This is a genomic window from Cupriavidus sp. H18C1 (assembly GCF_049311595.1).
In the GTDB taxonomy this organism is placed as follows: Bacteria; Pseudomonadota; Gammaproteobacteria; order Burkholderiales; family Burkholderiaceae; genus Cupriavidus; species Cupriavidus cauae.
Genome location: NZ_CP186009.1, coordinates 1,133,143 through 1,147,052, shown reverse-complemented (window position 1 = coordinate 1,147,052; position 13,910 = coordinate 1,133,143). Strand labels below are relative to the sequence as shown.

Genomic DNA, 13,910 nt, shown 5'->3' with positions numbered 1-13,910 from the left:
CTCAGGCCAGTTCGTGCGGGAAATAGCGGATCACGCAATCGATCGGATTGGGCGCGGCCTGCCCCAGCCCGCAGATCGACGCATCGCGCATCACCGCGGACAGGTCGGCCAGCGCCTCGCGGTCCCACTGCGGCTGCGCGATCAGCTGCACGGCCTTGGCCGTGCCGACGCGGCAAGGCGTGCATTGCCCGCAGGACTCGTGCGCGAAGAAATGCATCAGGTTGCGCGCCACGTCGACCGCGCGGTCGTGGTCCGACAACACCACCACTGCCGCCGAGCCGATGAAGCAGCCATGCGGCTGCAGCGTGTCGAAGTCCAGCGGGATATCGCCCATCGACGCGGGCAGGATGCCGCCCGACGCGCCGCCCGGCAGATAGCCGTAGAAACGGTGGCCATCGAGCATGCCGCCGCAATACTCGTCGATCAGCTCGGTGATGGTGATGCCGGCCGGCGCCAGATGCACGCCGGGCTTATTGACGCGGCCCGACACCGAGAACGAGCGCAACCCCTTGCGTCCATGCCGGCCCTGCCCGGCGAACCACTCCGCCCCGCGTTCCAGGATGTCGCGCACCCAGTACAGCGTCTCGAAGTTGTGCTCCAGTGTCGGCCGGCCGAACAGGCCGACCTGCGCCACATAGGGAGGGCGCAGCCGCGGCCAGCCGCGCTTGCCCTCGATCGACTCGATCATCGCGGACTCTTCGCCGCAGATATAGGCGCCGGCGCCGCGCCGCAGCTCGATCGGCGGCAGGTCCGCGCACGGCGGATCCTCGCGCAGCCGCCGCAGTTCCTCTGTGAGCAGCGCACGGCAGCCGGCGTACTCGTCGCGCAGGTAGATATAGATCGCATCGACCTGCACGACCCGGGCGGCGATCAGCATGCCTTCGAGGAAGCGATGCGGATCGCGCTCCAGATAGAAGCGGTCCTTGAAGGTGCCGGGCTCGCCTTCGTCGATATTGACGGCCATCAGGCGCGGGCCGGCCTCGGCCCGCACGATGCGCCATTTGCGTCCCGCCGGGAAACCGGCACCGCCGAGACCGCGCAGACCCGCATGCTCCATCGTGGCGATGGCGTCGTCGGCGGACAGCGCGCCTTCGGCCACCGCGCGCAAGGTCCGGTAGCCGCCCTGCTCGCGATACGCCGGATAGTCGACGTACGGCTCGGGCTCGTGGCGCACCGCGCCCGCGGCCACGCGTTCGACGATCGCTTCCGCGCTGGCCACGTCGACCGGGTTCTGTCCGACCAGCGCCGCCGGCGCACGCTCGCAGCGGCCGATGCAGGGCGCGGCGACGACGCGCACGTCGCTGCCGAGCAGCGCCGGCAGCTTGGCGAGCAGCGATTGCGCGCCGGCCATCTCGCAGGCGATGCCCTCGCAAACGCGCACGGTCAGCGCGGCCGGCGGGGCTATCGCGCCGTCGGCATCCTCGCGCACGACATCGAAGTGGTGATAGAAGGTCGCGACCTCGTAGACCTCGGCCTGCGCCATCTTCATCTCGGCGGCCAGGGCAGCCAGATGCGGCGCGGCGAGCTGCCCATAGCGATCGTTGATCGCGTGCAGATGCTCGATCAGCAGATCGCGCCGGCGCGGCGCCTCGCCGAGCAGCGCGCGCACCTCGGCGAGCGCGGCGGGGTCGACTTGCCGCCCCCTTGGGCTGGCGGCGCTTGCGCTGCCGGCCGATGCTGTCGACCGGAATGGGGATCACGACCTGGTTCATGGCCATCTCTGTTCGTTGTCCTGGATGCCTGTGGGAAGCGGCGCGGGGGACGCCGCCGGGTCGATGATAGCGCCATCGGCCACGGGCCCTCCGGCCGCCGCTGATTCCCGCGCCCACCGGCATCACGGTGGGCGCGCCCCGCCCTTGCTGCAGACCCCGCTACGTCAGATCGTCCGGCACCGGCTGCAAGCCCATCGGGTGCACGGGGCTGGCATGCACGTGCTTGCGCAGATGCGCCTCGCGCATCGGCTTGAGCACGAAGACCGCCAGCAAGGCCGAGAACGCCGCCATGCCCGAGGCCAGCATGAAGACCGCATGCCAGTCGCCGGTGGCGGCCGTGATCACGCTGCTGAACGGCACCAGCAAGGCCGCCGTGCCCTTGGCCGTGTACAGCAGGCCGGCATTGGTGGCGGCGAACTTCGGCCCGAAGGTGTCGCCGCAGGTGGCCGGGAACAGGCTGTAGATCTCGCCCCAGGCGAAGAACACCACGCCGGTCAGCACCACGAAGGCGACCGGATGATGGCCATACTTGGACAGCAGCAGGATGCCGACCGCCTCGACCGCGAAGGCGATGAACATGGTGTTCTCGCGGCCGATGTTGTCGGAGACCCAGCCGAAGAACGGACGCGTGAGGCCGTTCAGCACGCGGTCGATCGTCAGCGCGAACGTCAGCGCCGGCAGCGTCAGGCCGAGGATCGACACCGGCGTGTTGTCGAGGCCAAAGTCCTTGGCGATCGGGCCCAGCTGCGCGGTGGCCATCAGGCCGCCGGCGGCCATCATCACGAACATCGCGTACATGATCCAGAAGATCGGCGAGGCCAGCACCTGGCGCGGCGAGGCGTTGTAGGTCGCCGCGGCCTTCAGCGTGCTCTTGACCTCGTCGAGGATCTTCGCCGACGGCGGGTACAGGGCCATGCCGAGGAAGAACACCACCAGGCCCTGGCCGAGGCCGAACCACAGGAAGGCCGCCTCGTAGCCGCTGTTCTTGATCACGTAGGCGATCGGCACCACGGTCAGCGCGGAGCCGGCGCCGAACCCCGCCGCGGTGATGCCCGCGGCCAGCCCGCGCCGGTTCGGAAACCACTTCAGCGCGTTGCCGACACAGGTGCCATAGACCGCGCCGGCGCCGATGCCGCCGACCGCCGCGGCGAAATACAGCATCGGCAGCGACTCGGCCATCGAGTTCAGCACCCACGCCACCGCGCACAGCAGCCCGCCGCCGACCACCACCGGACGCGGCCCGTACTTGTCGACCAGATAGCCCTCGATCGGCACCAGCCAGGTTTCGGTGACCACGAAGATCGTGAACGCGACCTGGATCGCGGTGCGTCCCCATTGGTATTTCTCGTCGATCGGATTGACGAACAGCGTCCATCCGTACTGCATGTTGGCGATCATCGCCATGCAGATGACGCCGAAGGCCAGTTGAACCCACGGCGAGGCAAAGGGCGAGCGCTGCGCTTCCTGGGGTTGTTGCATGGTGTCTCCTTGCGGAATGGGGTCTTGAGCGACCCTCTGCGATGAAACCGCCCGACCTGGCAACGCGTCGGCGGCGCCGTCAGTGCTATACGGTATGTGATATATCAATTAGGTCAAGGCGATTTACCGGCCCTCCGTCCCCAGTCGCGGCACGGCCATTGAGAAGTTCCTTGCATTAACCTGATGCACCAAGGCTGGCATTGCTGCACAGCACGCATCAACACCACTGCCCCGCATATCGGCAAGCCTCGGCATATCAGTGAGTTAGCGCGCCCTCCCGCATCAATGCGGCGCGCGGAAGACGCAAAGGCGTTGCACAAGGTCCCCGGCCGGATGGGCTCGCGGTTATTCATCACGAGTACGGCGCTACGGGTAAATCCCTATGCTGGAACGATGGCCCTGCGGCGGACAGCCGATGGCACGCAGGCCGCGATGGAAGGCGGACGACCGGGTGCGTCGGAGGAGGAGGAGGAGGAGGACGAGGAGAAAAAGAAAGACGAGGGGGGGAAGGACGAGGGGGAAGGACGAGGGGGGAGGACGAGGGAAGCGGGAGAAAGCTGGCCGCCGGGGGGGCGGGCCGCCCCCCGCCTGCCGAAGGTCACGGCAAGCGGCGGCGCGGCCAGCAGACCGCCTCAGGCATGGGTCAGCACGAATTGGCCGGCGGCCTTGTGCGAATCCTCGCTGGCGCCGTCCTCGCGCGGGGCGCTACCGAGGCCGGCGAAGCGGCCGTGCGCCTGGGCGCGGAGCAGCGTCGGCGCGGGCAGGCAGGTGGCGAGCAGCACGGTGGCGGACACGCCGAGGGAGAACAGGCCAAGCGACAGCAGGGTCAACAGGGTGGTTTGCATCAGGACACTCCGATAAGACATCAATCAAGGAATGCCCAGTATATGGTGCAACGCACCAGAAGTAAATATTCTGTATGTGGTATATCAGAAAGCGCCCTATTCTGTCGTTCGTGCGCCACGGACCGGGTTCAGCCGGTCTTCAACGCCACATCGGGGCCCTCCTGCTCGGTGATGACGCGCCAGATGGCGGCAGCGTTCGGCTTCAGCGACCGCCCCTTGCGGCGCACCAGCACCACCTGCATGGCGGCATGCGGCCGCAGCGGCAGCAGCACCACGCCGGGCGGGACGCCGGCGGCGCGGGCGCGCGATGGCACCACGCCGAGCCCTTGCCGTCGCGCCACCATGCCCAGCACCGCGCAGAAATGGCCCAGGGGCCGATAGACCCGCGGCCGCACGTGATAGGCGGCCATCGCGCGTTCGATGGCCCCCAGCATGCCCGACTGGCGGTCGAGGCCGAACAGCTGCGCATCGTTCAGGTCGCCCCATCCCAGCGCCTCGCGCGAGGCCAGCGGATGTCCGGTCGGCAGCACGGCATGGAAGGTCTCCTCGTACAGCGGCTCGAACTGCAGCTCGGCGCAAGGCTCCGGGTCGCTGACCACCGCGAAGTCGACCTCGCCGCCGCGCACGGCATGCAGCGCCGCCTCGGGGGCGACATCGCGCAGCACGATATCGATGTCGGGCCACGCGCTCTGGCAGGCCTGCAGCCACGCGGGCGCCAGCATGGAGGACAGCATCGGCGCCACCGCCAGCTGCACGCGCCCATGCGCGGGCCGCGCGCTCGAGTGCGTTTCGTGCAAGGTCTGCTCGACCTCGTCGATCAAATGGCAGATGCGTTCGGACAGCAGCGTGCCGGCCTCGGTCAACTCGACCTGGCGCGTGGTGCGGTCGAACAGGCGCAGGTCGATCTCCTCTTCCAGCTCGCGCACGCTGCGGCTGACGGCGGATTGCGTCAGTCCCAGTTCGGCGGCGGCACGGGTGAAACTGCGATGCCGCGCGACGGCGGCGAAGGCCTTCAACTGCGGAAGCGAGACATTCATCGTGGTCTCCTCTGGCACCGCATGCCTCGTGGGCTTGCGGCCGCTGCCGGTACCGCCGGCGTGGAGCCGGCGGGGCAGCGCTGTGCTTTTTATGTGCCACGGTCGTCCGGCAGGACTGCGGTACGGCAGGGCCTGCGCGGCGCCGATGGGTCCTTCGATGCTAGTGCAAACGACTATCCACGACGCCTTAACTTTTTTATTAAGATCATTGACGACCGTCTATGGATGGACGGCGCTGCCGGCACCATACCGCGCGCCACAGACACACGCCCATCCCGCGGCGCACACACCACGCCCACCGCGTGCAGCGGTGCCGCGATGCCGCGATGCCGCAATGCACTGCGGCGAAACGATCCCGATCACGCGCCGCAGCAAGCGCCGCAGCGCACGCAACGCCGACCGAACGAGGCCGCCATGAAAAACGCCACGCTGCGCCAGCTCAAGGTCTTCGAAACGGTGGCCCGTCACCTGAGCTTTTCGCGCGCGGCCGAGGAATTGCACCTGACCCAGCCCGCCGTCTCGACGCAGGTCCGCCAGCTCGAGCACCACGTCGGCCTGCCGCTGTTCGAGCAGCTTGGCAAGAAGATCTACCTGACGCCCGCGGGCACCGAGATGCTGCACTACAGCCGCAGCATCATCCAGCAGTTCCGCGAGGCCGAGGACGCGATGGCGCAACTGAGCGGCATCGCGGGCGGCCGGCTCAATATCGCGGTGATCAGCGCGGGCGATTACTTCTTCCCGCGCGTGATCGCCGAATTCATGCGGCGCCATCCCGGCGTGACGCTGAACCTGGCGGTGCACAACCGCGAGGAACTGCTGCACCAGCTGGCGGGAAACCTGACCGATCTGGCCGTGATGGTGCGGCCGCCGGCCGGCATGGACACCGTCAACGATTCGTTCGCGCCCCCACCCCTACGTCATCGTCGCCGCGCCCGACCATCCGCTGGTGGGCAAGCGCAACGTGCCGCTGTCCGCGCTGGCCGACGAGGCCTTCATCTGCCGCGAGAAAGGCTCGGATACGTGGAACTCGATGCAGGAGGGCTTCGCGGCGCGGCTGCAGAACCTGCGCATCACGATGGAGATCAAGAGCACCGAGACCATCAAGCAGGCCGTCATCGCCAATATGGGCATCGCCTTCCTGTCTGCCCACACGGTCGCGCTCGAACTGCGCACCGGCCATCTCGCGGTGCTCGACGTGGAAGGCTTTCCGGTGATGCTCAACTGGTACGTGGTCCATCGCAAGAACAAGCGGCTGCCGCCGGTCGCGCTGGCGTTCAAGCATTTCCTGCTCAGCGAAGGCGCGGCGCAGATCGATCGCATCACCGCGGTCGATGGGCTGATTCGCGGCAAGGGCGCCGCCGCCCGTTCCTGACCCTCTCCTGACCCCCTCCTGATCCCCTCCTGGCCCCGCCCTGGCCCCGGCGTGGCCCTCGCCCCAGCCTTGCCCCTTGCGCATGCATCGCTCGACCCATAAACGATCACTTATGGTTTTGCCGATCAACTTCAATTGTTGTTAATCGTTCGCGGCCCCTATGCTGCCTGCATGTCCCACCGCACCGGCAAAGGAGAGCGAACATGGAACAAGCGCAGATCGAACGGCAGAACGAGATTCCCGCCGCGGCCCCGGTACAACAGCAGCACCAACAGCAGCCGTCGGTGCAGCAGCAACTGGCCGCCTACAACTCGGCCTTCGTCGAGCTGGGGCTGCGCTTCCGCTGGGATGAGGCGATGTATGGCTGGCTGTGCGGCGTGGTCGAGTGCGAGCGCACCCGTATCGCGCACTACATCGAGACCTACCACGCGCATCTGTTGACGGCGTACGACGCGCCGTTCCTGAGCCAGCTGATCCTGGAGAAGAAGAACGCGTACCTGGAAGCGATGGGCCGGCGCGCAAGCTGAGCGTCGAGCCGCCGCGCCTGCGGCGGCCTGAGCCTGATCACGTCGTCCCGCGCAGACGGAAATCCAACGTCGATCGACGAAAGCCATCGGCGCTCCGCCTGCGCGGGGCGCCGATGGCTGTCTTCAACGGACTTGCTTCCGCCGGCTCTCTGCGCTGTGGCGCTCTTCCCCCTGGCTGTCTTCTCCTACTTCGCCCCCCGACGACCGCGCGCCGCGCACACCGGTCCGCGCGCCGATCGCGATCCCCGCTGCCGCCACGGCGGCCAGCGCCAATCCCGCCAGCACCACCCACGGACCATGGCCGCCGGACAGCCAGGCGGCCGACATGGCCACGCCCAGCCCGCCGAGACAGCCGGCGTGCAGTGTGAATGCACCGGCGTGGCCGTAGCCGAGCAGGCCGGCCAGCATCGACGCGCCGGCGAGCAGATAAGCCAGTTCCTCCGGGTCCGTCATGGCAGGCCTCCATCGCGAGCGAGGCCGGCGGCGCGTTGCCGCGCGGGCTAGCCGCCGACCGGATTGACCAGCGCACCGATACCTTCGATGCGCACTTCGACGACCGCGCCGGCCTTCATCGAGCCCACGCCGAGCGAGGTACCGCAGGCGATCACGTCGCCCGGCATCAAGGTCATGTCGCGCGACAGCCGGCTGACCACCTGCTCGGGCGTGAAGACCATGTCGTCCAGTGGATAGCGCTGGCGCTCGGCGCCATCGAGCCGCGTGACCACGCTGGCATCGCGCCAGTCGAAGCCCGTGACGATGGCCGGGCCCAGGCAGCCGAAGGTGTCGAAGCCCTTGGCACGGCACCACTGCGGGAAATTCGGGTCTTCGGCGATCAGGTCGGCCGCGGTGACGTCGTTGACGACCGTATAGCCGAAGATATGCGCGGCCGCGTCGGCGACCGGCACATCGCGGCAGACGCGCCCGATCACGATGCCGAGCTCGCCCTCGAACACGATCTTGCCGCCATAGCCGACCGGCCGCGCGATCGTATCGCCGGGGCCCGCCAGCGAGGTGCCGGGCTTGATCAGGAACAGCGGATGCGCGGGCTCGGGCTTGCCCAGCTTCTGGGCCAGCGCGCGGAAGTTGTTCCACAGCGCGACGATCTTGGACGGCTCGCAGGGCGCGAGCAGCCGCACCTCGTTGCGCGGGGAACGAAACGCCGGTCGGCTTCGGCGAGGCGTAGCCCGGGCCGTCGTATTCGAACACCCGCTCGCCATCGAGCCGGCCCATCCGTGGCCGGCCATCGCCGGCGTCGAAGCGAATCCAGGTTTGCATGGGGGTCTCCTGTGGCGCGGGTTAATGTTCAGTGCGGGCAGTGTCGGGGGGACGTGCCCTCTCCCCCGGCCCCTCTCCCGCAAGGCGGGAGAGGGGAGAAAACCGCGGGCCTCGGCAACGCTGTCGTCGCCCGCGTACCGAGCGCCCCTCTCTCTCGCGTGCGGCAGAGGGGTCGAGGGAGAGGGTCAGCGGCGCCTCCCAACGCCGCCGCCCTCCCCCCATCCACGCGCGCTCAGATCTTGCCCGCGCCGCGCGCCCACTTGTACTTCGCGCCGAGCACCGCGACCGGGATCTCGGTCGAGTACGCGTACGCCGGCACCCCATGCTGGTACAGGTATTCGGCAGCTTCCTCGACCTGCACGTCGCCGGCCAGAGACGCCACGATCGGCTTCTCGATGCCCTTTGCCGCCATCTCCTCCTTGACCTCGACCACCAGCTTGGCGAACACCATCGGCGGCGTGATGATCGTGTGCCAGTAGCCGAGGATGATCGCGTGGATGCGCGGGTCTTCCAGCCCGAGCTTTATCGTGTTCCGATAGGTGGTCGGCGGCTCGCCGCCGGTGATGTCGACCGGATTGCCGGCCGCGCCGAACGGCGGGATGAACTTGCGGAAGGCCGCGTCCAGGTCCTCAGGCATCGTCATCAGCGACAGCCCGTTGTCGACGCAGGCATCGGACAGCAGCACGCCCGAGCCGCCCGCGCCGGTGATGATCACCACGTTCTCGCCCTTCGGCGTCGGCAGCTTCGGGATGCCGCGCGCGAACTCGAGCAGGTCGCGCAGCGAGCGGGCGCGAATCACGCCGCATTGCTTGAAGACATCCTCGTAGATGCGGTCGTCGCCGGCCAGCGCACCGGTATGCGAGCTGGCGGCGCGCGCGCCCAGGCTGGTGCGGCCGGCCTTGAGCACCACCACCGGCTTGACCTTCGACACGCGCCGCGCCGCCTCGGCGAACGCGCGCCCGTCCTTCAGGTCCTCGCAATGCTGCGCGATGATCTCGGTCTCGTCGTCCTGCTCGAAGAAGGTCAGCAGATCGTCTTCGTCGATGTCGGACTTGTTGCCCAGGCCAACGATCGCCGATACGCCCATCTTGGCCGAGCGCGAGAAGCCGATGATGGCCATGCCGATGCCGCCCGACTGCGAGGACAGCGCGGCCTTGCCCTTGACGTCATAAGGCGTGCAAAACGTCGCGCAGAGGTTCTTGGGCGTGTAGTAGAAGCCGTAGATGTTCGGCCCCATCAGCCGGATGTTGTGCTTGCGCGCGATCGCGACGATCTCCTCCTGCCCTTCGACATTGCCGGTCTCGGCAAACCCGGAGGGAATCAGCACGGCGCCGGGAATGCCCTTCCTGCCGACCTCCTCCAGCGCCTGCGCCACCAGCTTGGCGGGGATCGCGAACACCGCCACGTCGATCTCGCCGGGCACGTCGAGCACGCTCTTGTACGCGGTCATGCCCATGATCTCTTCGGCCTTCGGGTGGATCGGATAGATCTTGCCCTGGTAGCCGCCGTTGATCAGGTTCTTCATCACCGAGTTGCCGATCTTGCCGTCCTCGGACGAGGCGCCGATCACCGCGACCGTGTCGGGCCGCATGATGCGGTTCATCTGCGCGACGATCTGCTCCTGCGTCGGGCGATAGCGCTGCGGCTGCGGCGCGTGGTCCAGCACGATGCGCACGTCGGCCGCGATCGCGCCGCTGGGGCTGGCGAACACCGGGTTCAGGTCCAGCTCGGCGATCTCGGGGAAGTCGGTCACCAGCTGCGACACGCGCTGGATCATGTTGGCCAGCGCCGCGCGATCGACCGGCTCGGCGCCGCGCACGCCCTTGAGCACCTGCGCGGCGGCAATGCCGTCGAGCATGCCGAGCGCATCCTGCTCGCTGGCCGGCGCCATGCGGAAGGTGATGTCCTTGAGCACCTCGACCAGCACGCCACCGAGGCCGAAGGCGACCAGCTTGCCGAACGACGGATCGGTGACAGCGCCGATAATGACCTCCTGGCCGCCGCCGATCATCTTCTGCACCTGCACGCCGACGATGTCCGCCTCGGCGTTGTAGCGCTTCGCGTTGTCCAGGATGGTCTGATAGCCCTGCTCGACCTTTTGCGGGTCGTCCAGGCCCACCAGCACGCCGCCGGCCTCGGTCTTGTGCAGGATGTCCGGCGACACGATCTTCATCACCACCGGAAAGCCGATGCGGCCGGCGAGCTCGACCGCTTCGGCCGCAGACTTCGCCAGCCCTTCGCCCGGCACGGCAATGCCATAGGCATCGCAGACCAGCTTGCCTTCGGGCGCGGTCAGCGCGGTGCGTCCCTGTTCCTTGGCGGTGGCGAGAATATTGCGCACCGCGTCCTTGTCATACGCCATGTCAGACCTCCATCGGGTCATGGTTGCAGCGGAGTTTGCGAACGAAGGGCGGCACCGGGCCGCCCGGGCAAGGCGGCGTCAGACCGCGCCGGCCGCGCGCAGCGCCTCGATCTGCGCGGGCGTGCGGCCGAGCCATTCGAGGATCTCGGTGGTGTGCTCGCCCAGCAGCGGCGAGCGATCGACCTGGACCGGCGATTCCGACAGGTTGATCGGGCAGCCGAGCTGCACATAGCGGCCGCGCTGCGGATGATCGACCTCGACCAGGTAGCCGCGCTCGTACAACGAGCGGTCCTCGATCAGGTCCTTCATCGACAGGATCGGGCCGCACGGCACGTCGACCTCGTTGAGCGCTTCCATGACCTCGAACTTGGTGCGCGTGCGCGTCCATTTCTCGATGATCGAGAAGCATTCGGGCAGGCATTTGAGGCGCGCCTCGGGCGTGGCGAACTGCGGATGCGAGATCAGGTCCTCGCGCCCGCACAGCCGCATCAGCGGTTCCCATCCCCTGCGGTTGCACGATCACGTAGACGTAGTCGTTGGCCCCGCCCGGCGCGCAGCGCAGCGCCGCGCCCGGCTGCCCGCCGCCCGAGGCGTTGCCCGCGCGCGGCACGTAGTCGCCGAATTCCTTGTTCGGGTATTCGCGCAGCGCGCCGGCCGCCAGGCGCTGCTGGTCGCGCAGCTTGACGCGGCACAGGTTCAGCACCGCGTCCTGCATCGCCACCTCGACGCGCTGGCCCTTGCCGGTCTGCTCGCGCTGCAGCAGCGCGGCCAGGATGCCGATCACGCAATGCACGCCGGTGCCCGAGTCGCCGATCTGCGCGCCGGTCACCGTCGGCGGCCCTTCCTCGAAGCCGGTGGTCGAGGCGGAGCCGCCCATGCACTGCGCGACGTTCTCGTAGGCCTTGCAGTCGGCGTACGGGCCGGGGCCGAAGCCCTTGATCGAGGCGTAGATCAGGCGCGGATTGAGCGCGCGCAGCCGGTCCCAGTCGAAGCCCGCGCGATCGAGCACGCCCGGGCCGAAGTTCTCGACCAGCACGTCGCAGCGCTCGACCAGGTCCTCCAGCAGCGCCTTGCCTTCCGGCGTCTTCATGTTCAGCGTCAGGCTGCGCTTGTTGGAGTTGAGCATCGTGAAATAGAGGCTGTCCGCGTTGGGCACATCGCGCAGCTGGCTGCGCGTGATGTCGCCCCGGCCGGGCAGTTCGACCTTGATCACGTCCGCCCCCAGCCACGCCATCAGCTGCGTGGCCGACGGCCCCGCCTGCACGTGCGTCATGTCCAGGATGCGTACTCCTTCCAATGCCTTGCTCATGGCGTCGTCTCCTCGCCTCTATGGTGTGATCGTGGGTTGCACGGGAGCGGGTCGGCGCGGCCGGTGCGCGAGGGCTGGCACGGGCGTGAGCCGCCCGCCGGATGCATGGGCCTTGGGCAAACCCGCGCATCCGGTGTCGCTCGCCGCGATCGCGCTGCCGGCCAGGGCCGGCGGCCCGCTACTTGTACATGGTCTGGTTCTTGGTGCCCGGGGCGTATTCGCGCGGATCGACCCAGATATTGATCACCGCCGACTTGCCGGTGCGCGCGATCGATTCCCGCCCGCGCTGCAGCGCGCCGGCGATCTGCGCGGGATCGCGCACCTCCTCGCCGTAGCCGCCCAGCATCTGCGCGAACTGGCTGAACGGCACGTCGGACAGCAGGTTGCCGACGTTGCCGCGCGACTCGCCGTACTTGGCCAGCTGCCCGTAGCGGATCTGGTTCATCGCCGAGTTGTTGCCGATCACCGCCAGATACGGCACGCCGAAGCGGTTGGCGCTCTCCATGTCGAAGGCCGTCATGCCGAAGGAGCCGTCGCCGTAGTAGCACAGCACCTCCTTGCCCGGATTGGCCAGGCCCGCCGCGATGGCGAAGCCGGTGCCGACGCCGAGCGAGCCGAGCGCGCCCGGGTCCATCCACTGGCCCGGATTGCGCGGCCGCACCGCCTGCGCGGAGATCGTGACCACGTCGCCGCCGTCGCCGATATAGATCGTGTCCTCGCCGAGGAAGGCGTTCAGCTCATGGGCGACGCGATACGGATGGATCGGCGTGCTGTCCGACAGGAACAGCGGCATCAGCTTCTGCGTGGCCACGCCTTCGGCCTCGGTCAGGTCCGCCATCCACTTGCGGCGCGCCTGGCGCTTGTCCTGCTTGATGCGGCCGCTGGCGGCCTGCAGCACCGCGCCGAGGATCGCGCCGGGATCGCCGACCAGGCCCAGGTCGATCTCGCGGTTCTTGCCGACGGTGCGGTAGTCCATGTCGATCTGCACCAGCGTCAGCTCCTTGCTGATTCGCTTGCCGTAGCCCATGCGGAAGTCGAACGGCGTGCCGACGATCACCAGCACGTCGGCGTTGGCGAAGGCCTGCGAGCGGGTACGGTCGAAGTGATGCGGATCGCCCGGCGGCAGCAGCCCGCGGCTCGCGCCATTGAAATAGCCCGGGATATCGAGGCCGCGCAGCAGCGCGATCGCTTCCTCGTGGCCGCGCGCGGTCCAGACCTGCTGGCCATACAGGATGGCGGGACGTTCGGCATTGACCAGGATGTCGGCGAGCTTCTCGATGTCGCGCGGATCGCCGATCGACTTGGTCGAGGCGCGATAGTGGCCGGGGCGCGGCACCACCGCGCGGGCGACGTCGACCTCGCGGTCCAGCACGTCGCGCGGAATCTCCAGATAGGCCGGCCCGGGCGCCCCGTTGAAGCATTCGCGCGCGGCCATCGAGATCATGTCGGCGACGCGCTCGGTGCTCGGCACGGTGGCGGCGAACTTGGTGATCGGCGCCATCATGTCGACGTGCGGCAGATCCTGCAGCGAGCCCATCTTGTGCTGCGTCAGCGCGCCCTGCCCGCCGATATGCAGCACCGGGCTTTCGGAGCGGAACGCGGTGGCGATTCCGGTGACGGCATTGGTGCAGCCCGGACCGGCGGTGGTCACCACGCAGCCGAGCTTGCCGGTCTGGCGCGCATAGCCGTCGGCCGCATGCGCGGCGACCTGTTCGTGACGCACGTCGATGATGCGGATCCCCTCGTCGACGCAGCCATCGTAGATGTCGATGATATGGCCGCCGCACAGCGTGAAGATGGTATCGACCCCTTCGTTCTTCAGCGCCCGCGCGACCAGATGGCCGCCCGACACGACGCCGGCATCCCGGCTCTTCTGCTTCAGGGTGTCATCGGCCGTCGTCGATTCCGGCCGCAGCGATACGACTGCAGACATGTGTTGGTCTCCTCGTTGGACTCCGGGCGGGCCGTTTGCATGGGCACGCACCGCTTCAC

The 13,910-nt window shown here is 68.3% G+C and carries 7 protein-coding genes and 4 pseudogenes; 2 read left to right on the top strand and 9 right to left on the bottom strand.

Annotation, left to right across the window (positions count from 1 at the left end):
• Nucleotide 1: 1 nt before the first annotated feature.
• The 4 genes and pseudogenes from OJJOAM_RS20935 to OJJOAM_RS20920 all read right to left on the bottom strand — a co-directional run bounded on the left by OJJOAM_RS20935 (nucleotide 2) and on the right by OJJOAM_RS20920 (nucleotide 5,073).
• Nucleotides 2-1,712, bottom strand: a pseudogene (locus tag OJJOAM_RS20935) (NADH-ubiquinone oxidoreductase-F iron-sulfur binding region domain-containing protein).
• A 159-nt stretch (nucleotides 1,713-1,871) separates the two neighbouring features.
• Entirely contained in the window at nucleotides 1,872-3,191 is a 1,320-nt protein-coding gene (gene oxlT / locus OJJOAM_RS20930; protein ID WP_422649688.1) for an oxalate/formate MFS antiporter, read from the bottom strand.
• A gap of 632 nt (nucleotides 3,192-3,823) precedes the next feature.
• Nucleotides 3,824-4,036, bottom strand: a complete 213-nt coding sequence (locus tag OJJOAM_RS20925; protein ID WP_422649687.1) for a hypothetical protein — start codon at nucleotides 4,034-4,036, stop codon at nucleotides 3,824-3,826.
• A 128-nt stretch (nucleotides 4,037-4,164) separates the two neighbouring features.
• On the bottom strand, nucleotides 4,165-5,073 hold the full coding sequence (locus OJJOAM_RS20920) for a LysR family transcriptional regulator (protein ID WP_422649686.1): 909 nt from the start codon (nucleotides 5,071-5,073) through the stop codon (nucleotides 4,165-4,167).
• Nucleotides 5,074-5,487: 414 nt separating this feature from the next.
• Here OJJOAM_RS20920 and OJJOAM_RS20915 point away from each other — a divergent pair.
• Both OJJOAM_RS20915 and OJJOAM_RS20910 read left to right on the top strand, forming a co-directional pair.
• Nucleotides 5,488-6,445: pseudogene (locus tag OJJOAM_RS20915) on the top strand (LysR substrate-binding domain-containing protein).
• Nucleotides 6,446-6,648: 203 nt separating this feature from the next.
• Nucleotides 6,649-6,972, top strand: coding sequence for a LysR family transcriptional regulator (locus OJJOAM_RS20910; protein WP_422649685.1), 324 nt, complete (start codon nucleotides 6,649-6,651; stop codon nucleotides 6,970-6,972).
• A 123-nt stretch (nucleotides 6,973-7,095) separates the two neighbouring features.
• Here OJJOAM_RS20910 and OJJOAM_RS20905 read toward each other — a convergent pair whose 3' ends face one another.
• From OJJOAM_RS20905 to OJJOAM_RS20885, 5 genes and pseudogenes are all read right to left on the bottom strand, one after another.
• Entirely contained in the window at nucleotides 7,096-7,425 is a 330-nt protein-coding gene (locus tag OJJOAM_RS20905) for a hypothetical protein (RefSeq protein WP_422649684.1), read from the bottom strand.
• A 47-nt stretch (nucleotides 7,426-7,472) separates the two neighbouring features.
• Nucleotides 7,473-8,247 (bottom strand): annotated as a pseudogene (locus OJJOAM_RS20900) (fumarylacetoacetate hydrolase family protein).
• A 232-nt stretch (nucleotides 8,248-8,479) separates the two neighbouring features.
• Nucleotides 8,480-10,609, bottom strand: a complete 2,130-nt coding sequence (locus OJJOAM_RS20895; protein WP_422649683.1) for an acetate--CoA ligase family protein — start codon at nucleotides 10,607-10,609, stop codon at nucleotides 8,480-8,482.
• A gap of 78 nt (nucleotides 10,610-10,687) precedes the next feature.
• Nucleotides 10,688-11,918: pseudogene (frc, locus tag OJJOAM_RS20890) on the bottom strand (formyl-CoA transferase).
• A 178-nt stretch (nucleotides 11,919-12,096) separates the two neighbouring features.
• Nucleotides 12,097-13,851 carry a thiamine pyrophosphate-binding protein gene (locus OJJOAM_RS20885; protein WP_422649682.1) on the bottom strand — a complete coding sequence of 585 codons (1,755 nt, stop codon included), beginning with the start codon at nucleotides 13,849-13,851 and terminating at the stop codon, nucleotides 12,097-12,099.
• Nucleotides 13,852-13,910 lie beyond the last annotated feature (59 nt).

Coding starts and splice junctions, on each gene's coding strand:
- OJJOAM_RS20925 (WP_422649687.1), bottom strand. CDS start 4,036: ATGCAAACCACCCTGTTGACCCTGCTGTCGCTTGGCCTGTTCTCCCTC.
- OJJOAM_RS20885 (WP_422649682.1), bottom strand. CDS start 13,851: ATGTCTGCAGTCGTATCGCTGCGGCCGGAATCGACGACGGCCGATGAC.
- OJJOAM_RS20920 (WP_422649686.1), bottom strand. CDS start 5,073: ATGAATGTCTCGCTTCCGCAGTTGAAGGCCTTCGCCGCCGTCGCGCGG.
- OJJOAM_RS20895 (WP_422649683.1), bottom strand. CDS start 10,609: ATGGCGTATGACAAGGACGCGGTGCGCAATATTCTCGCCACCGCCAAG.
- OJJOAM_RS20910 (WP_422649685.1), top strand. CDS start 6,649: ATGGAACAAGCGCAGATCGAACGGCAGAACGAGATTCCCGCCGCGGCC.
- OJJOAM_RS20905 (WP_422649684.1), bottom strand. CDS start 7,425: ATGACGGACCCGGAGGAACTGGCTTATCTGCTCGCCGGCGCGTCGATG.
- oxlT (WP_422649688.1), bottom strand. CDS start 3,191: ATGCAACAACCCCAGGAAGCGCAGCGCTCGCCCTTTGCCTCGCCGTGG.